The organism is Kluyvera georgiana ATCC 51603 (genome assembly GCF_001654985.1).
GTDB lineage: Bacteria > Pseudomonadota > Gammaproteobacteria > Enterobacterales > Enterobacteriaceae > Kluyvera > Kluyvera georgiana.
In genome coordinates, this window is sequence record NZ_LXEU01000107.1 from 1 (window position 1) to 18,776 (window position 18,776).

Annotated in this window: 27 protein-coding genes and 1 pseudogene; 3 read left to right on the forward strand and 25 right to left on the reverse strand. The window is 46.0% G+C overall.

Annotation, left to right across the window (positions count from 1 at the left end):
- From M989_RS23585 to M989_RS23650, 14 genes and pseudogenes are all read right to left on the reverse strand, one after another.
- Window positions 1-423 (reverse strand): annotated as a pseudogene (locus tag M989_RS23585) (hypothetical protein); the annotation flags it as partial.
- Between the two features lie 277 nt (window positions 424-700).
- Window positions 701-1,054, reverse strand: a complete 354-nt coding sequence (locus tag M989_RS25760) for a hypothetical protein (protein WP_154050669.1) — start codon at window positions 1,052-1,054, stop codon at window positions 701-703.
- Between the two features lie 55 nt (window positions 1,055-1,109).
- Window positions 1,110-1,667, reverse strand: a complete 558-nt coding sequence (gene ssb, locus M989_RS23595; RefSeq protein ID WP_008786804.1) for a single-stranded DNA-binding protein — start codon at window positions 1,665-1,667, stop codon at window positions 1,110-1,112.
- A gap of 322 nt (window positions 1,668-1,989) precedes the next feature.
- On the reverse strand, window positions 1,990-2,520 hold the full coding sequence (locus M989_RS23600) for a hypothetical protein (protein ID WP_007372158.1): 531 nt from the start codon (window positions 2,518-2,520) through the stop codon (window positions 1,990-1,992).
- Between the two features lie 82 nt (window positions 2,521-2,602).
- Window positions 2,603-3,055, reverse strand: a complete 453-nt coding sequence (locus tag M989_RS23605) for a hypothetical protein (protein WP_007372157.1) — start codon at window positions 3,053-3,055, stop codon at window positions 2,603-2,605.
- 12 nt (window positions 3,056-3,067) lie between these two features.
- Entirely contained in the window at window positions 3,068-3,373 is a 306-nt protein-coding gene (locus M989_RS23610; RefSeq protein WP_032941601.1) for a hypothetical protein, read from the reverse strand.
- 5 nt (window positions 3,374-3,378) lie between these two features.
- Entirely contained in the window at window positions 3,379-3,906 is a 528-nt protein-coding gene (locus M989_RS23615) for a hypothetical protein (protein ID WP_007372155.1), read from the reverse strand.
- A 79-nt stretch (window positions 3,907-3,985) separates the two neighbouring features.
- Window positions 3,986-4,870, reverse strand: a complete 885-nt coding sequence (locus tag M989_RS23620; RefSeq protein WP_007372154.1) for a hypothetical protein — start codon at window positions 4,868-4,870, stop codon at window positions 3,986-3,988.
- A gap of 199 nt (window positions 4,871-5,069) precedes the next feature.
- Window positions 5,070-5,471, reverse strand: coding sequence for a hypothetical protein (locus M989_RS23625; RefSeq protein WP_020996135.1), 402 nt, complete (start codon window positions 5,469-5,471; stop codon window positions 5,070-5,072).
- Window positions 5,472-5,561: 90 nt separating this feature from the next.
- Window positions 5,562-6,023 carry a hypothetical protein gene (locus M989_RS23630; protein ID WP_009653863.1) on the reverse strand — a complete coding sequence of 154 codons (462 nt, stop codon included), beginning with the start codon at window positions 6,021-6,023 and terminating at the stop codon, window positions 5,562-5,564.
- Window positions 6,024-6,406: 383 nt separating this feature from the next.
- Window positions 6,407-6,742 (reverse strand): PerC family transcriptional regulator, encoded by a 336-nt coding sequence (locus M989_RS23635; RefSeq protein ID WP_008786801.1) that lies wholly within the window; start codon window positions 6,740-6,742, stop codon window positions 6,407-6,409.
- An 8-nt stretch (window positions 6,743-6,750) separates the two neighbouring features.
- Window positions 6,751-7,068 carry a hypothetical protein gene (locus M989_RS23640; RefSeq protein WP_020996134.1) on the reverse strand — a complete coding sequence of 106 codons (318 nt, stop codon included), beginning with the start codon at window positions 7,066-7,068 and terminating at the stop codon, window positions 6,751-6,753.
- Window positions 7,069-7,177: 109 nt separating this feature from the next.
- On the reverse strand, window positions 7,178-8,248 hold the full coding sequence (locus tag M989_RS23645; protein ID WP_032951308.1) for a phosphoadenosine phosphosulfate reductase domain-containing protein: 1,071 nt from the start codon (window positions 8,246-8,248) through the stop codon (window positions 7,178-7,180).
- Entirely contained in the window at window positions 8,241-8,564 is a 324-nt protein-coding gene (locus M989_RS23650) for a hypothetical protein (protein WP_020996132.1), read from the reverse strand. The genes M989_RS23645 and M989_RS23650 overlap by 8 nt, the downstream gene beginning before the upstream one ends.
- Before the next feature lie 122 nt (window positions 8,565-8,686).
- On the opposite strand from M989_RS23650, the gene M989_RS23655 reads away from it, so the two are divergent.
- Window positions 8,687-9,676 (forward strand): hypothetical protein, encoded by a 990-nt coding sequence (locus M989_RS23655; protein WP_007372150.1) that lies wholly within the window; start codon window positions 8,687-8,689, stop codon window positions 9,674-9,676.
- A 26-nt stretch (window positions 9,677-9,702) separates the two neighbouring features.
- Here M989_RS23655 and M989_RS23660 read toward each other — a convergent pair whose 3' ends face one another.
- The 5 genes from M989_RS23660 to M989_RS23680 all read right to left on the reverse strand — a co-directional run bounded on the left by M989_RS23660 (window position 9,703) and on the right by M989_RS23680 (window position 12,206).
- Window positions 9,703-10,107, reverse strand: a complete 405-nt coding sequence (locus M989_RS23660) for a hypothetical protein (RefSeq protein WP_008786799.1) — start codon at window positions 10,105-10,107, stop codon at window positions 9,703-9,705.
- A gap of 326 nt (window positions 10,108-10,433) precedes the next feature.
- Entirely contained in the window at window positions 10,434-10,985 is a 552-nt protein-coding gene (locus M989_RS23665; protein WP_007372149.1) for a LexA family transcriptional regulator, read from the reverse strand.
- Between the two features lie 29 nt (window positions 10,986-11,014).
- Window positions 11,015-11,251 (reverse strand): hypothetical protein, encoded by a 237-nt coding sequence (locus M989_RS23670; RefSeq protein WP_007372148.1) that lies wholly within the window; start codon window positions 11,249-11,251, stop codon window positions 11,015-11,017.
- Between the two features lie 77 nt (window positions 11,252-11,328).
- Window positions 11,329-11,619: a hypothetical protein gene (locus M989_RS23675; RefSeq protein ID WP_007372147.1), complete on the reverse strand. Its 291-nt coding sequence runs from the start codon at window positions 11,617-11,619 to the stop codon at window positions 11,329-11,331.
- Window positions 11,620-11,804: 185 nt separating this feature from the next.
- Window positions 11,805-12,206, reverse strand: a complete 402-nt coding sequence (locus M989_RS23680; protein WP_008786797.1) for a hypothetical protein — start codon at window positions 12,204-12,206, stop codon at window positions 11,805-11,807.
- Between the two features lie 269 nt (window positions 12,207-12,475).
- Between M989_RS23680 and M989_RS26370 the strand changes: the two genes are divergently transcribed.
- Entirely contained in the window at window positions 12,476-13,246 is a 771-nt protein-coding gene (locus M989_RS26370) for a hypothetical protein (RefSeq protein ID WP_020996131.1), read from the forward strand.
- A gap of 85 nt (window positions 13,247-13,331) precedes the next feature.
- On the opposite strand, the gene M989_RS23690 is transcribed toward M989_RS26370, so the two are convergent.
- The 6 genes from M989_RS23690 to umuD all read right to left on the reverse strand — a co-directional run bounded on the left by M989_RS23690 (window position 13,332) and on the right by umuD (window position 17,954).
- Window positions 13,332-13,823 carry a GNAT family N-acetyltransferase gene (locus tag M989_RS23690; protein ID WP_000217395.1) on the reverse strand — a complete coding sequence of 164 codons (492 nt, stop codon included), beginning with the start codon at window positions 13,821-13,823 and terminating at the stop codon, window positions 13,332-13,334.
- Between the two features lie 170 nt (window positions 13,824-13,993).
- Entirely contained in the window at window positions 13,994-14,251 is a 258-nt protein-coding gene (locus M989_RS23695; protein ID WP_001333498.1) for a helix-turn-helix domain-containing protein, read from the reverse strand.
- Window positions 14,252-14,539: 288 nt separating this feature from the next.
- Window positions 14,540-14,920, reverse strand: a complete 381-nt coding sequence (locus tag M989_RS23700; RefSeq protein WP_127649377.1) for a type I-E CRISPR-associated protein Cas6/Cse3/CasE — start codon at window positions 14,918-14,920, stop codon at window positions 14,540-14,542.
- A gap of 312 nt (window positions 14,921-15,232) precedes the next feature.
- The gene (locus tag M989_RS23705) at window positions 15,233-16,123 is read right to left on the reverse strand and encodes a DNA replication terminus site-binding protein (protein WP_007372144.1); all 891 of its coding nucleotides are present in this window, start codon (window positions 16,121-16,123) and stop codon (window positions 15,233-15,235) included.
- A gap of 149 nt (window positions 16,124-16,272) precedes the next feature.
- Window positions 16,273-17,538, reverse strand: coding sequence for a translesion error-prone DNA polymerase V subunit UmuC (gene umuC, locus M989_RS23710; protein ID WP_009652912.1), 1,266 nt, complete (start codon window positions 17,536-17,538; stop codon window positions 16,273-16,275).
- Entirely contained in the window at window positions 17,538-17,954 is a 417-nt protein-coding gene (gene umuD, locus M989_RS23715; protein WP_008786793.1) for a translesion error-prone DNA polymerase V autoproteolytic subunit, read from the reverse strand. The genes umuC and umuD overlap by 1 nt, the downstream gene beginning before the upstream one ends.
- A 253-nt stretch (window positions 17,955-18,207) precedes the next feature.
- On the opposite strand from umuD, the gene M989_RS23720 reads away from it, so the two are divergent.
- On the forward strand, window positions 18,208-18,711 hold the full coding sequence (locus tag M989_RS23720) for a hypothetical protein (protein WP_007372141.1): 504 nt from the start codon (window positions 18,208-18,210) through the stop codon (window positions 18,709-18,711).
- The last annotated feature ends 65 nt before the right edge of the window (window positions 18,712-18,776 follow it).

Genomic DNA, 18,776 nt, shown 5'->3' on the forward strand with positions numbered 1-18,776 from the left:
AATCTCCTCGATACTGACAAACGGCAGTAACCGGTCAATCAGCATATGGGCTAGGTTGGTGATATTCAGCAGGAATAGGTTATCGTTCTCGGTGTCGCTTTTGCTTTTTACTTCTGATGCGGTAAACGACTGAACCCGGCGATTGTATTCGCACTGCCACTCCTTACAGGCACTGATCATCCAGTTCTGTATCTCTTCATCAGAAGCGTTGGATGATGGAATGTCCATCGCAGCAGGGAGAACTTGATCCCACGGGTAAACATGAGAATCAATCATCACGCCTTCCGCGTTACGCATTAACTCAGATAAAGCCACTATGATGCGGCGCATCAGATGGTTTTCAGTGAGGAGAGTAAACTCTTGTTTCGATGCACCAACGAGCTCGACGTTGAGTCCTGTCAGCGAGTCGTTAGTGTTTGGCATAGTAACAGGCCTCCTGCCCTAAAAGATGATTATGAACCAGTCCGTGGTCGCAGGGTTTAGTAGTGCCAGTCAGCGTATCCGATTTTACGCTTTCGTCTTGATCACCAGTGTTCACTGAGGGTAGTAAAGTTTTGACGACGTTTTTCATAAAGACCTTATACTGTCATGACAGTCGTATGTAATTTTAGATAAGTTCTATAAGACATCTCAAAAAATAATGGTAATCCGCGAGCAGATTACCATTCAGGCATTCATCAATCATAATATGCTACGGTTATTATTTTATAATACCGCACTGCTTTGCTATCTCGATAACATCGCCATTTTTTATGATGATACCCAGAGTTTGCGCATCCTCAATGTGTCTAGTGGCGCATCCACCGACAGCTTTAACCTGCTCGATGAGACGGTCTGAGGCAGCAGCAGTATACGCCAGTGTACTGTCTGGAGTGTTGAGACTGAACAGATAAAAGCCTGAGACAATTCCCAAAATTACCAGTAGTCCACTTCTGAGTATCGCCGAAAAAAGGGCCGCAACGCAAATTGCACCACCGGCATAAATAGCAGCCTGGCCATATGACATAGACCCATTTTCCAGTATCGTCTGGAGTGCGTTATTGAATTCATTCACGGCAATAATTCCCCATTAGTTATGATACAAATTAAAACAGATATGCTGCTAATCATTAAAAGGCTATCTCAGTTCCATAAGCACCAGTGCTTCCTGGAACTTCATCCTGATTTCCCAAATAATAATTTTCCATTGTTGGGGGCGAGTTGCGTGGTGTTGCTGGCCTCGCGTTCGTGTTTTGTGGCCTGCGGCTATAACTGGTATTCTGCCGGTGATCCTGCCCACGGTTCTGCTGGAGGTGACGACTCACCAGTTTATTACCGCCTACATTGACTTTGCGAAGAACATGCCCCTTCACGGGGTTGACAAGTACGTCCATAAAGAAGCGTTCTTTACCATCCTCCTTGATTAGGCGGGTACGCAATTGGGCCTCCAGGTACACTCCTGTCCCGACATGAAGATGATTGCGGGCCACATCAGCAAATTGACCAAGCAAAATGATCTGATAGTGTTCTTCCGTAATTTTCTCCAGACCAGATTTATCCTCCATTGAGGACTCAGATGTTGTTACATAAATCTTTGCGTAGATGCCGTGGGTAGGGTGTTGTCGGATTTCAGGCTCACGGCCTACAGTACCTTCGATAATTACTTTGCTATAGCCACGATTAGTCATACACCCTCCCCAGCTCTGTATCGGATGACATTATTATCAGCCTGTCCGGTCTGGTGACGAATGGTAATTCGTTAAATAATTGCACTGCACATCCATAAAAATAGTCAGGATATTAAGTTTGTGGTGAGAAGGACGGCACATCAGACAAAAAAAATCCCGGCCAGGCCGGGAAAGGTGATCTTTATGCCAGCGTACTCGCCAGCGTTCTCTTTGTTATGTCCCCATACTAAACATGTATGGCCCAGAGTGAAACAATTTTTGAAACCTGCAATGAAAATACATTGTGTTTCCATTTTGTTTACCTGAAAAGAGACGAAATGTATTATTGCTTGAGATGCCTTTTTGCCATACGTTTTAGGGTTTGGAGTATTGTTTGGTAAGCAGCGAGTTCATTTTTGTACTCAGCAATCTCCGTCTCATTCTTAACATAGTCGTTTTCAAGCTTAGCTATAGTATCAGTGTATTCTTGCATACTCTGTTCAACTTTTTTTGTTGCTGTACGAAACGCAGCGCTTTTAGTCGTTCTGATACCAACGGGGAATGTTTTCCCGATTTCCACGTCATGTTTATAGAAACTGCTGATGCTTGTATTCCAGACGCTTGGCTTTTTGTCGCTAGGCCGAATTTTGATAAATGTGATTCCAGGGATTTTATCCACAAGAAAAACAGTTTTTTCACTGCCTTCTGCCGCATTCTTTTTCATTCGAATTGTTTTTACGCCAACTTCTATTAATTCGACGCTGGTTTTTATTTTCGACGGGTTGTCTACGTCCATATCAATAAATACCCGCCAGCATGACTGGCCCTCTTTTATCGATGAAGGACACGCTTGTGGAAAATGGTCTTTGTACATGGTAAACCCCAACAACCTGAAATATGTAGGATAAAGATTAAGGGCATTTATGCTGCTTACGAAATTCGGGGCGACTCACTAATCACAGGGTGCGCTGGATTGACTCTGCGGCCTGTTGCCTTAGTGCGTTGCTGATACCAATTGCTTCAGCGAGATAAGCAAGATTATCCACCAGCACACATCGTGTCCCGGAACTGAGATCTCCAGTTACTCCCCAGCGGAGCATTTCACCAGGAGCCGGTTCATAATTATCCAGTTCACACTCAGGAAGGTCTACTGGCTCTCCCAGATAATCAATTAAGACCGGCCTGATATCGCTATATTCGGCATCAATACCAAGTGGCAGATCTTTCCTGACATATTGCCTCAGAACAAATAAATCCCTTTCGCTACATTGAGGGAAAATTCCAACCGGCAAGTTTGTGATAAGAATAGCTGCACCTTTTGAATCGCCAATTTCCTGAACGAGTTTTGCGGCGCACCAGACCGCCCCCTTCAGGAACTCCAGATTTTCATGCGATTGCTGTAATGACATATGACCTCTTTCTTATTGTCTGGCCCGCTTAAATCCATCGTTGCCATATGATTTAAAATACTCAGTAAACCCCTTATCGCTTTCACGAGTGTCGGCTGCGGCTTTCGAATTTGCCTCTTGCATGTCTCTTTCGCCTTTTTCCTGGCTGAGTTTCATGAAAGTCTTAATGTTATCGTCATTAGGGTCAGCCAGTACTTTCTGATAAGCCTTCTGGTAGCGCTCATCCAGGCTTAACCCTATTCCGAGACTCTGGCATCCGCTAATGCCGGTTATGAAAGCAATGATCAGAAACTTTCGTAGGTACGCACATTTCATCATTACTCCTACCGGGATGACCCGAGCATTTTGTTCCAGGCCGTAATCAGTGACTGAATCCCAGAAGTGGGCACAGGAGCAACCCATTTACAGCAGCTGAACCACAGGCGGTTAAACCGGTGAGGCATTTTCGTGATGTAGTTTTCCTTATACTCAAAGTTGTATTTATCACCAACGATGCGCGGAACTTCTTTGCAGAACGGACAGCGTTGAGCACCCGCGCTCATTTCAGGAACGATGATGAACTCGGTTTCCCCCAGCGTATCTGGATCCCACGGTTCGCGTTCACGCCAGCATGTGCCTTCTGGGAGCACGATATTCTCGTCGCATACGATGTATTCAAAGGTGGGAAATAACAGTTGATGAACACCGTGTTTACGCCAGCGCACTAACGCCAGAAACTCAATATGTTCTGAGCTATCGGCTTCCCGGGGAACAATAAAACGGTATACACCTGCTTTAGTCGGTAACCCTTCGCCCCGGATGCCAACTGGAGTCCAGCTTGGTTCTGTTGAGATACGGCGTAGTGCAGTCATAGTTACTCCCATTAAATTTTCTTCGTTCAATTTCCAGAATGAATCGATCTTTAAATCACTCTAACGGTAACTATTCCGATTACGAAATTCCGTTACCTTTAGGAATGATCGTGTTAACAGCCAGCATTGCATTTTTGAAGAAGTGTGCATTGCTACTTCTTAACTTAACAGAAGCATTAGAACTGACCGGGCTCAATGCCAGTAATGCGGTGCTGCGTCCCAGCCAGCGATAATATGAGAATAAACCCCACGAATTCAGGAATTCTCGTTTCATAATTGACATCAATTCAGATCTATCAGTCTGGTTAACTTTTGGGAACGTAATGAAAACTGCGCTATCCGGGTTCCGGGACAACCAACTGAAAACCTCTTCATTGGTGTAATAATACTTACCTTGCGTAAACACTCGCCCATTAAATCCTAATCGCACGACTGAGGACGGTATAATGTTATGGCAATAATCGAGCATGGGATATCCCATTTTCATCTGAGCGATATCAATGCGATTATCGCTCGGAATGCTTGCAGGTGCATTTGCATTTTTGAAACCGCGAGTACTGATCGAGTAATGACCGTCATCTGCATTCTGATAAACCCAGAATGGCTTGCAATACTCTTCTGAGTCTATAGCGGCTGTAAGATACGCTTCATCATAACTTTCAAATAACTTTTTTACTTTAGTCTGGTGGTCTGCAATATTTCTGGATTGAAGGTCTGGCCTGATTTTTAAAGGAATAGAATACACCGGTTCAAATGCCTTGACCGTATGGCCAGAACTCGTATGGTTTAGCAAATACCCAACCCACTCACGTTGAATTCCTTTTCCTATATACTCGCCGCTGTTCGCCCCTGCGTTGGTATCAAAACGCACGATAGATGTTCCACGCGCAGAAAGCATATTTTCAAATTCAGCACGGATAATGTTGGTATTTTTGCTAGTTAACGAATTCTGGAGATCATGCATATGTAGCCACCATTCATGTTTCAGCTTCGACTCTCACTATAATCACATGTTGAAATTTATTGTTACAGTGAGAATGAGGACGTTTTGCACCCAAAAATAAATAGCTTTTTCAACCGCAATTTGTGGGCATAAATGGTTTTTCTTAGCGTAAAAAAATAGCCGACTATGTCGGCTATTGTGACGATTCAACAGCTGGTGGTCAGAAAATGCACATCGAGGCGTATGCCGTCTTCTGGGAAACTTCAGTAGGGTTACGACCAATGAAAATACTACGGTTATTTTCTTTCTCGCTACGCATGAAGCGGTAGAGGTGGATGGCTACTCCATGAGCTTTCTGCACATCACGTCGGTGCAGCACAAGGTGCATTCTTTTTGGTGGTATGTGTGGGAAACGTTTCGCCAGAATTTGTCCAAGCACGTTAAGTGATTCACTGTTCTCGCGTAGCTGGTAAAGGTCTTCCACGATGAAAAAGATGTTATTCCCCCTGTCGAGTTCGTCAGGTACGGGGCACACTTTTAATCGGCACTCGATGACTTCACAACTCCAGTCACGATGAGGCAGAGACATGATGATGTTTTCTTTCTGCAAGACATTCGACATAAATCCCACCTCACGGTAAAAGCTGTATCAGTTTAACTCCCAAAACCCTTCGGCTGTGGGTTCTGCATTACGCACCGGCTCTCAGATTCCTTAAGGCTTTGATCCAGTATTATTCTTGAGAAATTTGAGTTCAGAACTACCCGGCTTCCCTTTTTGGGCCGTCTTGATAAATTCCCGCTCTTTGAAATACCACCGTTCAACAATTTGTGAAGATAGCGTATTGGATTCCAAGGCATAAGCCTGCAACTCCCTCCATGCAGCTATGTTATGCGGTTTGTATTTTGCCAGCTTAATATCCAGTTCTTCTTGCCAAGATCTGGCGCGTTTTGTAAAAACCTTTCGACCCAGCATTGGGAAAACCAAGAGCCCTGCTATATTGCCGACGAACTGTACAGACCAGTCAGAGGTTATGTAAAACCATATCCCGGCATTAACCGAAACCAGAACCAATAACCATGTTCCATACGCTCGCTGAAATGGAGGGAAGCAGTTATCTCGCCACATTCGAATACTTTTTCCAATGCTGTTCAGCAGGTTTTCGTTTGTTTTCATCAGTTATCTCTGTTCCTCTTCAGCATAGGCCGTTTGTATCAATTCAAACCTGTTCACCCTGACTACTTGAAGAACTATCTGATCGGTAATGCACCTAACCGGCGTAGTGCATCAGTAACCTCGTCTATGCCGAATAAAGACATTGGCGGGACTTTATCTCCAGAGATTGAGCAGGCTGTACACAATGCATTGTATGAGCTTACTCGTTCACGATGTAGAGACTGAAGGCTTACGATCAACAGATCTCGCTCTGGGCCCGTGGTAGCTCCTATAAGGTCAAATAAACTTTGTTTAACCACTTACGTAATCCTCCGTCAAAATCAGTCAAGAGTGCGCTCATTCTCCTCAGTTTCATTTTTTAATGAACGGAAAAGGTCGACAAATCAGGCGGTATTAAAGACACCATCGTCTTTTAGTCCCATCCGTGTGTATACATCATTAATATGCTTGTGAATATATTGAAGATCACTTGCCTGCTCATGCTGTCTGATACGGTCTTCATGGCGAGAATTGGATAACCGAATGCAACGTTCCCGTTGTTCAACAATGTACTCAGTACACTGGGTATGTTCAAACATGACCTCTCCCCATTGCCTGGCAGCGCGGAGATACAACCCTCTTTCTTCCAGGTCCCGGGCAAGTATCACCGATTTGGTCGCTGGTATCTGGTACATTTCTTCAGCGAGCAGGAACGCTGCTGCACATTTTCTTTGTCCCATATCTACCTCTACCCTTTGTATAGAGTCGACATCTGGGCAGAAGTGAATGAGATTAACTCTTCAACCTGCCATTCGCTGATACTCTCCTGGTGGATAACCGAGTCCAGAAGTGAGCAGAAGACCCGACCTTCACAGAAGGCATCGAATAAGGTTTGCCAGGCACCGGCGAATCGCCCGGCCAGTTTACTTCGCTGACGTTTACTGCGGCAGCGATGCAATTCTTGCTGAAACAAGGATTCGTTTTCCGCACTGCTTTTTTCATGCAGAGCATCCCATAACTGGTTGAACCGTGTTTCAGTACAATTTCTGGCCGTTACCATCGTCATAATATTTCCTTCAGAGGCGGTTAAGCCTGTATCAATGTTGCTATTTGATATCTATTTTCCACGTAATATTCAGGTGACGAAATCTCAGCTATAAATCGCTGATGGCTAATTAGTCTGACCCGCATTTCTCCCGGTTGTACGCCCCACCAGGTAGCACCCATTCTTTTGACATGTTAATGACGGGCAATGTATAGACCGGATTTACCGCTTGCAGCAGCGCTTCCTCATCCGTGATATTAATAGGAGAAATATTCTGGCTTAGATCCAGAACATTTATTCGTTTACGACTGATAGTGACCCCAAAGCGGTTTTCATAGTTGGCCATTGCGTGAATACGCTCGGGGAAATAATGTTTGATGGTTGCCCATATGCGAGCACTGTTGTATATACACGTTAAGCATGAACTGCGACCCCATCCAAGACGATACGGTACTGGGGCTGTAACACGATGTTTTGCTAAAATCTCCCAGACTTGTTCTTCAGACCATGCAAGTACTGGCCTCCAGGCATCAACTTGTCTTTTTTTGCAACTGCTGGTATGTGGCTCCAGTTGTAAGTAATTGAATCTATTAGAGCTTTCCGCTCTCCTTTCCCCCGTAATAAAAAGCACCTTTTTTCCGTCAAAGCGTCTCTGATTTGTGAGTGCTCGCCGACCAACATCAATTTTTAGTGCTGATGAGCACCAACGTGTTTTAAGGCTTGGTGATTGCTGAGGGAACCGAAGTCGCGTGGCGGGAGTGCTTCGCTGGATATCACGTTCCGCGATTATTAATCCATCTGGGGTTTCGATACATTGCGGGCGACTGTAGCCATTCTCTTTCAGCATCTCACCTTCCATTCCTCCCTGAAGCCAGGAGAACATCAACGGTATCTGAAATGTTGAAGCTATTTTGCGGTTGTAGTCGGCCATAAATGGCCAGTCCATTAAAGTACTTCCCTCGCGGCCATCAACATCGTGATGCCAGAGTTCCACCCTGGACAGATCGACCCCGATGTCAATTAAGTGGAGAAGGCAGGCTATGGAGTCTTTTCCGCCGCTAAGGCAAATGATTATCACGTCATAGCAAGATATGTCGATATCTGGAGCGTTCCTGTACGTTTGTCCTGATAGTGGCGTGGTGATGCCTGCTATGCTACTCAGTGCAGGAATAATAAAGTTATCGTCGATTAAATCACTCACTTGCCGCGCTCCTGCTCTGAAGTGAATTTGTCAGAATCGCAGCAAGTCTAGTCTCGCCTAATGATGAGGCCAGATCTGATAGCGCTAGTTTACCTGCTGCTTCCATACCAAGTGCCTTTACTCGACTGGTATCAAGAACTGCAATTCTTTGGCCTGTTGCCTTACAGACAAGCGCATATCGACATACGCTTAATGTGCGATGGATGATGAATGAGAACATTTGATTGTCGATTTGTGCGCTGAATTTGCAGATCACATTTACTTTATGCGTCAACCCATTCTGGATTATGATTGTTGCAACATCGTCTTTAGGCATATCTACCTCCGGCTTTTTACTAAGCCTAATACGACGCTAACAGCTGACGAAATTTGCTTACAGATATAACTTTCACTGCAAATATCGTGTTATGAGTGACTGATTACTGCTTTGGAGACAGAATGGATTTTTCTAAAACTACTGTAGTGAAACCCGGTTTAATTGGTGATAACAACGCGTATTGGGCGATGCACTTTTGCTCAATTATTGAAACCCTTTATGATAATAACCGGATGAAGGTACGTTTTAATTCCCCTCTCATGGGGAAACATACACCAACAATGAGAAACCTAGTTTCATTAGCTGGTGAAGGATATTTTTCTTTAATTAAAGATCAGTTCAGAAACTTCGGTCTACAAAATTTGCTCTGCCACTATCTGATGAGTTATGAAGGTAGAGAAGTCTTAAATACTATACTTATTAATTTGTCTGATTATCGCAATGTCGATATCCTCGCTAATATGAGCCAGTTTGGTGTATTCATTAGCTGCCGTGACTTTAGAAGTGGCACTAATTTTGCGGTAGAGCATAATCCTTATCTACTTGGCCATGAGAATGTCTTTTATAATTCAGTTTATAATAGCTTAAAGTTTGCAGATCTATGCATTCTTTTCCGTATGAGAACGAATCCTAACCAAGAATCAGCTACTTTGTTTGGCATTCTTGGAGAGGTCGAAGGAAACAATGGTCAGGACTTGAAGAGACCGGCCTTCTGGGGAAGGAAAGGTTTGTATTTGTCTTTTGGTATTGGAGTCAATCCTAAACCCAAGGGGGAAAAACGTTCTAATCAATTTCAGCTTAATGACTGTACTTGCCAGTGGGTAAACGCTGCTGATGGTTATAAATTTGTCGCTATTTTTGAGTCAGAACACCATCTTGTTACAGATTATCTCGATGCAATAGGTACTATTGAACACCTTAATAAATTTGGCCCCAACCATCCTTTTCTAACACATTATCCAGCTCGGCACATTCTAAACATTGTGAGAGATGGCTGGGATAAATCAGTTGATATATTGATTACTGAACTGCGACGTTATCTTGCGCCTAACGAATTAGCTTCGCTAGGAACAAATCCAGTAATACCCTTTATACCCTCATTCAAACATTAAAATAAATGGGGCTACGGCCCCATTTTTTACTCACGATATAAGATGTAATAACATTTTCTGACCTGCATACTGTTGTTCAGGTAACCACAAAGTGCTTCACGACCATCCTGACTACGACCTATCCATAGGCCAGCCAAGCGTTTATCTGGTTGCTCAGACAGTATGAAAATTTTGCTGTTAATAAGACCAATGAATGGGCGTTCTACTCCCTGGGGGACTACAAAATTCCCCAGCGGTTTGTAACTTTCCAGGTTCAATACGATCGCAGCTGTCTGGTCACTGGAATTGTCAGCATCGTCCTGTTGCTCGCTGGCAGCAGGTTGTTGGTAGTTTTGAGAAGGCTGCTGAGCATAGAAATCGTTCGGATCGATCGATTCTGCGCTGGTTATGAAGGGCAATAGTGCTAAAAGGCCAAAAACAGCTTTTTTCATATGTCCACCATAGGGTTATGCGTTTAAATATGATTAGGCTATCAGTACCAATGCTGTCAGGCTAAAAACAATGGGGACAAATTGAGGGCTTTTATGTTGTGTTTATTGCTATTTTTGTCCTGCAATAGCATCTATTTCACACAATACACAGTGACATTTAGCTGGTGGCTCAAGTCGTTCGAATTGCGTCAGATTATGCAGACGTAATCGAGGTATACGTCTGACAGCATGATGGCCACACGAAAGTTCAAGAAACCAGATTCGTCCGTTACGGCTCCCGTCCTGAACCTTTACGTTTACAACTTCTCTCCATATGCGAATCATGGCTAACCTTCTGCCGGGCTCGGTGGTTCATCGTTGTCCTGGGTAATTTTAACGTAATCACCCTGATTGATAACGATTACTTCATTAAGATGAGGGCTGTAACGTACCCTCTCTACTTCGTCGAGATAGTCCACATGTCTACGCGCCTTGTTATTCGAGAAGCCGAGCGCTTTCCCTATTGCGTGAACTGATGGCCCACGGCCACCATTTCTGTTCATGTATTTTTTGACATACGTGATGATTGCTTTCCTGTCACTGGTCATGTCCGGGAGTTCGGCAATGTCATCATGACCTTGTCCTTTCGCTACGCGCAGCGTCATAGACTTTCTTTCACCATCGATAATGATTCGTCCCTGGTCATGCAACTGCCGGATACGCCGGGAAACGAGCCCTTTTGAATACCCCAGAGAAGAACAGATCTGCTCGTAAGACGGTGCTGCACCCTGCTCTTTGATTTCTGTCACAATGAAATCAAAGAGCCTGTCCAGGTGGGCATTTGCTTTTGGGGCGTTCTGTGCTTTTCCAGAAACACTACCGGCGTTGTCTTCAGTCATATCCCTTCCGTCCAGTTGGTGGTTGTTAATTAATGCGGGCTATCGACGTTCTTCGTCGAACTGAGACTAAAAGGCACGACGTCCGCTTTTACATCAGTTAAGGAGTGATTACCGCAGAGTTGCCCTTTAACTTTAGTCAGGCCCACCAGCGCATCCTCAAGCAGTTCTGATTCCTGAGATGTCACATTACTACCCAGTTCCATACCGATTTTTTCGCCCGCGTCCTTGAGGATACTGATAGCACGATCGATAGATTCACTGTACATAATCGCCACCTTGTTCGTTTTGTTAACATAGCCAATTAGTGCGTGTTCAGCTATAGCTGAGTTGTTTTATCACCTGTTTATGCGGCCCTTTTTCTTGCCAGGCAGCGAGCTAAAACCCGTTCCCTGGCTTCATGCTGCTCATCGATACAAAGCTGAATTCCCAACCCCAGGATGTAACGCTCCTGAAGTTCTGCCGGATGGAGGAAATTGAGCGCGGTGAAACCAGCTGGCACGGAACCATATTTGGCCAGGCTGTCTTCGTAACGTCGCTGGGCTATTTCACAAATTAAGTTATATTGAGCAATAGCTGCCTCACGTCCAACTTGATTGAATATTTCAACCGCCAGGACTTCCGAACATGTCTGCATTTTTGCATCCGTTTTGTTTACCTGACATCAGTATCACCCCGATGTGCTGGCTAACGAAATTTACGGATAGATGAATGTAATGAGGGGAATAGAACGTAATGGAATGTTTATACTGAACCCAAATTATGGGGAGCTTGATAATCAAATGTGGAAGTCTGTTGAGAAGCAGACTTCCAGACTTGGTATTAACTGGTTTTCTGACTATTAAGCCAGCTGATTAGCTCATCTTGCGTGTCAAAAGACGCGACAAAGGTCTGCTCCTGATCAGGACGTTGTGCATCCCTTATCGCTCTGAATGGAGCTTCACCGCTATAGTAGAATATTGGCTCCGCACGGCGTTTGACCCATGCTGATTGCTCGCGCTCTGCGAGCTCGCAGGCTTCTTCGTAATTGTCCGCTACTCCCAGCACTGTCGAACGATCCCAAGCTCCTCCATTCAGGCATCGAACAGTGATTTTCCCGTCCGGGCAAGTAATGCCATATGGATGATCCCACCAGGCATCAAGCTGAGACTTTGAGCGCTTTTCATTAGGTGTATCGTCGAAGTTTTTAGGTAATACCGGATTAAGGGGTATGCAGTTTGGCACTTGGATTCTCCCTGTAGCCTGAATCTACAAATAGGCAGTAAGCAATGTTCGTCAGGTTAACATGTACCTCCTGTTAGGTAATTAAGTACTTCGTTCCATTTTCGATATTCGCGTTATCTGACTCATTTTCTCCGACTTCAGGAGATCTCCATGCTGCTACGTAAGCCATGTGAATCAGGCTTGTTTTTCGCCCCGCTTTGACCCCATTTCCATGATGTTCTCAAACCTCGCGCTGTTACAGTAGGACAACTGCTACTGACGAGGTGAATATGACCAGATACCTTGGATACTGCGCCCTTGCGCTCCTTACCGTCCTGCCGACCGCTTCGGTATATTCTGCTGTACAGAATGATACAATGGGCCTATACGCTCCCGATCCCAGCTACACACCTGACATCCAAAATTCAGCACCTGTAACGCCTTCTCCGGGGGATGACAGTCTGTACAGTGATGACGTACCCGATTCATCTACCGCTCCAGAAAGCACCATTACCCCCCTGAATAGCTTTGATGTTATGTCTTTTTCTATAGGGCCGGTAAGCCTGCGGATGACAGCTTCTGAAGCGATCACTGCTATCACTGACAAACTTGGCCAGTCTGCTGGTGAAGAAATTCAAAAGCGCTACAGTAACAACTCATTGAATAGTATTTTCTGGGGAGATGCTCACCAGGAGACGGTGGTCTATTTTATCCCCGATACGGCAGTTGACCCCATTGAGCCGGTGGCTTACAAAATCCGCTTTTCATTCAGCAACCCTGATCTCTTACTGAAGTCGGCGATCGAGAAATATGGAGAGCCTTCAGTCTCTGATGCCCAGAGAGGTCGTTATATCTGGTGCAAGGCACTGGCGGAGAAAACGAATAAGTGTGATGACAGTAAATCTGAGCTTACGCTGACAACGCGAGAAGTTGAAGACACTGGCATCCTGACTCTCAGCGACCCAACGGTCTCATTTGATGCCTCGCGGACTGCAACGGCCACCCCGGATAAAGACCAGGCTGCGACTGAAGATAACCAGGGGCCATTGCCACAGCTCTGAAGTCGTCCGTCGCTGTCCAGCATCCTTTTGCAGGATTACTAAACCGACTGAATTCGTCAGCCGGTTTTTTTATCTGAATTTTACATTAGCGTCTGAAAGTACGCTTTCCAAACGGGCTTATCTCTTTGACGTGAAAACCCGCATTAGTCAGCATCCTGGCCATGACAACTGATGCAGGAAGACAGGATGCCTCCACTTTATGGCCGGGAGTAGCATCCAGAATACTTTGCAACATGGAGCGCCCAAATCCTTTTTGTCTTTGACTCCTGGTAACACCAAACATCCTGATTTCCAGATGTGAAGCAAGTCCATTTGCACCATTTTTGCCCGTCAGTAGGGCAAAACCTATCGCTGCGCCATTATGTTGAGCATCAAAGACAAACAAGAAATCGGCGCAATTCTCTCCCCGTTCCCGCCTGGCAATGGCTTCTGAGATCTGACTTTCGAACTGAGACAGTCCGTCATCATCATCAAAGTTAAAATACCCATCCCGCATACCGTCGCGAATCACCGCTATGATAAAGGGAACATCCTGTTTGGTTCCAAAGCGCATTTCAGGGGCAGATAACACCGTCATCAGTTTGTCTCTCGTAACCGTTATTATTCCATCAATTTGATTACATGGAGGTAAAGAGGTCAATAGAAATGAACGGGGTATTTCGCTGATGACCATTTGATCGGTGTTAGTGGTTTCAGTAGCAGAGCCAGGAGGTATATAAGGCCAGCAAAAATGCCAGCCTTTTTCATTTAAACCGGTTTTCTTATGATTCTCTTGATCGGCATTCCTGCCTTATCAAAATATCGGGTTGGCCATATTTCTTGAGGTTCTTCACCAATTGCATTAGCGATGATGATCTCGCCTCTAGGCCAGTCACGTGTCAGTGCATTTGCCAGAGTGCTGCTTGAAAGACCGTTAGCCCTACTCAGTGAGGCAAGTGACAAACCTTTCTTATGTAGCGCAGCTATGATGTCTGCCTTATGCCAGTCCTGTTTTTCCATCTCCATTTCCTTTGGTGGTGAATCGGAACATGGTTTGCAGTACCAGCTAATGACGACTGGCGAGCCGTAAGGCTCCCACGCCCCGACCCACCATTGACAAAAAACAGGCGAGCGAGTGCGAACCGTTCAAGTACATGAACGGCGTGTCATTAGTCGGGGCTGCAAATCCCCACTCTTACGATTTAGTAAGGGCTACAACAGTTTACAGCATTTAAAGGGTGTATCAGAAGTGTTAATGCCGTAAGTTTGCGAGTCGGTTTGAAATTCAGATAATAACTATGCTTAATGGCCTGTTCAGGAAAGCACTTCGATGCTGTTCATATAGCCAAAGCCGAATATCCGCTTTCTGCCGATCCCGAAAGCGTATGCCTGTTCAAGTGCGCCGACATCTTCAATCACGCATTCAGCATCGTACTGGCTCATCGGTACAATGATCTTGTGGGATGTACGGCCAACGCTCCCGGGCTTAATAATATGGAACTTGGTGCTTCGAACGATACGTAACCGTCCACAGATCACTCCGGCCCGTTCCAGGTGATAGTGGATATAATCCGGGAGTTCATGGGCAGGTGGACAAATCTCTCTTTTCCGGCCTCCAGCTTCCTCGCGTCGAATAGTGGCCAGCGAGCCGCAGATTCGAATTTTCTGGCCAGACACAAACATGATTTCCTTCATGACTTCGCCAGGGAGCCCGAGTGCAACAGCCGTTCTCAGAACAACCTGGGTGTCGGAGGCACTTTGTTTGCGAGAGTAGAAGGTGTATGGGAGTCGCGACCCAGAACGTTCCTGGACTACCTTATCCAGTTGCTGGTGGATCCCATACACGTCACCTGGGGCGATTCTGAACCTGAGCGCACATTCAAAGTATTTCACGCCACATTCCTTGCTGAACATAATGAATTTTCAATATTAGTTTCAGGGTATGGCATGGACGGCGAGTGACGAAATTATGAGGGGGGAATACGGCCAGTCCTTTGGCCGGTGTGGTCAGAGAATCATTTCGATACTTTCGCCGTGGAATATACCGATCACATCTGTCTTGAGGCGGTTACTCCTCGGCTTTACTTCATTGGCCACGAACTCTGGCAATGGCCGAATTTTCACGTGCTCATCCTGAATGATAATGAACGGCATAGATGAAGCGGCAGAAAGACGCAGTATCTGGTCGGGGTGTTCAGGATCAGCCATCGCGATGTTTGCAGCTGGATGCACTTTAACCGGACGGCGTAAGCGAAGCTTTTCTTCCGGTACACGCGCAATAGCCTTAATCAACGAGTTGAGTCTGACTGATTTATCTTCATCTTCCTCGATGTCCTTGCCCATCTTCTGGAGCAACTCGATTTTGTTAACCCTGCTAAAAAGCGTCTTTTGCCTCCAGCCGAAACTGACCAGATTGACGTTAGCATTATCAAACATACGCAGCTGCCGATAGAGATGCAGGGTCATGACACCAGGGCAGGCGCTATGCAGCGCGTTGAAGCGCATGTATTCCGGTCGGCGATCACCACCGTAGTTTTCGATGATGTGGCGTTGAATGCTCTCTTTATGCTGGTTGATGGATGTCACCAAACGGGTAACCAGCTGAGAGAATTCCGCATCTGTATTGTCGTACCATAATACGCCGGTAGTGCGCCGAGCGGACTTCTGCGAATAGCCATCCCTGATATGCAGGTCAGCGTATGCCGCGCAGGCAGCATGGACAGCATCGTGTCCCTGTTTCAGCTCAGGCATGATGTGTTCGATGGCCATATCTTCTTCGCCATCAGCAACGGCTGGCAGGACGCAGACACTCGCCTTGAGCGGAAGCCGGGAACCCAGCACTCCACGAAGTTGTGTGATCTCGCTCTCCAGCGTCTGGAAAGTTGTTGAGATATTCATTTCTATCCCCGAAAAAGGGCTCTAAACTCCCTCCGCTGCACGGAGGACTGTATGTACATACATACTCATAACAAGCGAAACCGAGTATATCAAGTTCGTTTTGTTTACAGACGAATTTTATCGATGACGAATGAAGTTTTCACTGCTGATTAGCCAATCCTGACGCGAGGGATTTCATTAATGTTAGTGAGATAGGATGGTGACAATAACTCCCGCCGCATCGTCCAGTCTTTGTCGATGCCCTGGCCCGCAAACCATAATTTCCCCCGACCTGACCGGTTAATTCTATCCATCACGCCCATCAACGCTTCACCATTGGCAAAGAGTCGGTTCTCACCAAACAAATCGAGCTGGCTGGTGGCGCTATCATAAAAGTCAGATAGCATCACTCCGGCTTTATGGTATCGGTATCCCTCCTGCCAGATATGCCGGAGCCCTGCGACCGCAGCCGCAATGATTTCCCGGGTATCGGCGGTGGGGTTTTCCAGCTTGACTGTCTGCTGGCCACTGTAAGGGGCCGTTTTCGAATAGTAACTTGTGCCAATAAAAACCGTTATGCAGCGACAGTATTGCTTCTCTTCGCGCAGCTTCTCGCCTGCACGTTCGGCATACTCACACACCGCCTGGTGCATTGCTTCGTAGTGCTCTATTTTCTGGCCGAATGAACGCGAGCTGATGATCTGCTGCTTAACCTTCCTCACCTCTTCCAGGGCTATGCAGGACTCGCCATTCAATTCGCGCTGCGTTCGCTCCAGTACGACTCCAAATGTGTTACGGATAAGCGATGTTGGCGCATTGGCCAGATCGAGAGCAGTCCTGATGCCCATGCTGTTCAGTCTGGTGGCATATCTCCGGCCCACCCCCCAGACATCGCTTACGTCAATATATGGCAATAATTTACGTTGTCTTTCTGGACTGCTGAGATCAACCACTCCGCCTGTTTTAGTCCATGTTTTTGCAGCTTTATTTGCTAGTTTTGCCAAAGTTTTAGTTGTCGATATGCCCACCCCCACGGGTATATGGGTGCTCTTTAATACGGTTTTCTTTATTTCTCTTCCATAGTCATCAAAATTATAATTTTTCTGCATTCCTTCAAACGAAAGGAAAACTTCATCAATACTGTAGACCTCAGTATTACTGGAGAATTTAAATAATGTCTCACACACCCTACGGGAGATCTCCGCGTACAAGGCATAGTTAGAACTGAAAACATGTACACCGTTAGCTTCAAAGAATGCTTTCTTCTGGAAGTACACGTCACCATTCTGGATACCTAATTTTTTAGCTTCCGCTGAACGTGCCACGACCATGCCATCATTGTTCGAAAGGCATACAATTGGCTTGTTCACCAGATCGGGCCGAAAGACTCTCTCGCAGGAGGCGTAAAATGAGTTGCAATCCACCAGGCAGAACATCACAAGGCCTTGTACACGATGAAGGTCACCACGCCAAAAATGGCCAGTTCTTCGCCTTCTTTCAGATAGATCGGTGACATCCGGCTATTCATTGGCAGTAGCGCGGGAGCCGGGCTTAGCTGCAACCGCTTAATGGTGAAATCACCATCAACGGTCGCAATCACAATATCCCCCTCTTTCGCCTCAAGTGAGCTATCCACGATGACCAGATCGCCTTCGTGAATACGTGCCTCTACCATCGATGAACCTGTTACTCGTAAGAAGTAGGTTGCAGATGGATGTTTGATGAGGTGAGTATTTAGATCAATAAATTCATCAACATAATCGGAAGCGACTGAAGGGAAACCTGCGCTGACAGGCTCAACGAACAACGGGAATTGGCCTGGTGATTGTTGTGTCACTGGGATAAGTTTCATAATGCTCTGCTCTTCGTGGTGCTGTATATCCATACAGTATTATAGACAGGAGCCAGGAATTTTCGCACCTCCTTTTCCGAAAGTTATTTTCCGCTATCACTCTTCAGGTTTTTCTTATCACTTGTCCAGAAGTGGGTAACTGCACATAACAAATTGCAACCATATGATTCCTCAGTTCATTTTCAGAATTTACTCGTGCTTACTTCGTATACAATTCGGAATTTATCCGTACATTTTATAAGGAGTAATAACGATGAAGCAGTTTACAAATGAAGCAACTCAACAAATGCTGGCCGACTTTGACAAATCCCCTTTCTCTGACGCTGATCTGGCCGCAATGGATGTGGATGCTCGACAAATTATTGAGCAGAACGCTGAAAGGGATCGCCAACACCCGGTAACAGCAATCTGGCGTGTTGCGGTCGAGGGAAGCCTGACTGCGCGAGGTGGTGTCGTAACCGCTGTTGATAGCGCCAGGGTTATGGATCTAGGCAACGGTCAAATGGTCAAAATCGCAGTGGAGGGTGATGCAGTCACTTATACCGATGGTTCATCTGCACGGATTGTTTCAAGCGCTGGCCAGAAAGCTACACACTTCGAGAAAGGGCTCGCGCTGGTGGGCAGCGTACTGGATAACGGGGATGAAATTGTCTCGACCCCGCAGGACAGATTAGTGCTGTTATCGCGCAAAGGTATGGCTGAAGCCCCCGACTTTCTGGCAATACCCGGAGGCGTGACTCATGGGGTATCGAACTAACAATTATGGCCGGGGCCAGGCGCTCCACGGAGATAAAACCACCACAGGCGCGACCGTCCTTACTT

Bases quoted from the DNA above. Each gene is read 5' to 3' on its own strand.
- ssb (WP_008786804.1), bottom strand. From the start codon at position 1,667: ATGACTAATCGTGGCTATAGCAAAGTAATTATCGAAGGTACTGTAGGC.
- M989_RS23600 (WP_007372158.1), bottom strand. From the start codon at position 2,520: ATGTACAAAGACCATTTTCCACAAGCGTGTCCTTCATCGATAAAAGAG.
- M989_RS23605 (WP_007372157.1), bottom strand. From the start codon at position 3,055: ATGTCATTACAGCAATCGCATGAAAATCTGGAGTTCCTGAAGGGGGCG.
- M989_RS23610 (WP_032941601.1), bottom strand. From the start codon at position 3,373: ATGATGAAATGTGCGTACCTACGAAAGTTTCTGATCATTGCTTTCATA.
- M989_RS23615 (WP_007372155.1), bottom strand. From the start codon at position 3,906: ATGACTGCACTACGCCGTATCTCAACAGAACCAAGCTGGACTCCAGTT.
- M989_RS23620 (WP_007372154.1), bottom strand. From the start codon at position 4,870: ATGCATGATCTCCAGAATTCGTTAACTAGCAAAAATACCAACATTATC.
- M989_RS23625 (WP_020996135.1), bottom strand. From the start codon at position 5,471: ATGTCGAATGTCTTGCAGAAAGAAAACATCATCATGTCTCTGCCTCAT.
- M989_RS23630 (WP_009653863.1), bottom strand. From the start codon at position 6,023: ATGAAAACAAACGAAAACCTGCTGAACAGCATTGGAAAAAGTATTCGA.
- M989_RS23635 (WP_008786801.1), bottom strand. From the start codon at position 6,742: ATGGGACAAAGAAAATGTGCAGCAGCGTTCCTGCTCGCTGAAGAAATG.
- M989_RS23640 (WP_020996134.1), bottom strand. From the start codon at position 7,068: ATGACGATGGTAACGGCCAGAAATTGTACTGAAACACGGTTCAACCAG.
- M989_RS23650 (WP_020996132.1), bottom strand. From the start codon at position 8,564: ATGCCTAAAGACGATGTTGCAACAATCATAATCCAGAATGGGTTGACG.
- M989_RS23655 (WP_007372150.1), top strand. From the start codon at position 8,687: ATGGATTTTTCTAAAACTACTGTAGTGAAACCCGGTTTAATTGGTGAT.
- M989_RS23660 (WP_008786799.1), bottom strand. From the start codon at position 10,107: ATGAAAAAAGCTGTTTTTGGCCTTTTAGCACTATTGCCCTTCATAACC.
- M989_RS23665 (WP_007372149.1), bottom strand. From the start codon at position 10,985: ATGACTGAAGACAACGCCGGTAGTGTTTCTGGAAAAGCACAGAACGCC.
- M989_RS23670 (WP_007372148.1), bottom strand. From the start codon at position 11,251: ATGTACAGTGAATCTATCGATCGTGCTATCAGTATCCTCAAGGACGCG.
- M989_RS23675 (WP_007372147.1), bottom strand. From the start codon at position 11,619: ATGCAGACATGTTCGGAAGTCCTGGCGGTTGAAATATTCAATCAAGTT.
- M989_RS26370 (WP_020996131.1), top strand. From the start codon at position 12,476: ATGACCAGATACCTTGGATACTGCGCCCTTGCGCTCCTTACCGTCCTG.
- M989_RS23690 (WP_000217395.1), bottom strand. From the start codon at position 13,823: ATGACGGTGTTATCTGCCCCTGAAATGCGCTTTGGAACCAAACAGGAT.
- M989_RS23695 (WP_001333498.1), bottom strand. From the start codon at position 14,251: ATGGAGATGGAAAAACAGGACTGGCATAAGGCAGACATCATAGCTGCG.
- M989_RS23700 (WP_127649377.1), bottom strand. From the start codon at position 14,920: ATGAAGGAAATCATGTTTGTGTCTGGCCAGAAAATTCGAATCTGCGGC.
- M989_RS23705 (WP_007372144.1), bottom strand. From the start codon at position 16,123: ATGAATATCTCAACAACTTTCCAGACGCTGGAGAGCGAGATCACACAA.
- umuC (WP_009652912.1), bottom strand. From the start codon at position 17,538: ATGTTCTGCCTGGTGGATTGCAACTCATTTTACGCCTCCTGCGAGAGA.
- umuD (WP_008786793.1), bottom strand. From the start codon at position 17,954: ATGAAACTTATCCCAGTGACACAACAATCACCAGGCCAATTCCCGTTG.
- M989_RS23720 (WP_007372141.1), top strand. From the start codon at position 18,208: ATGAAGCAGTTTACAAATGAAGCAACTCAACAAATGCTGGCCGACTTT.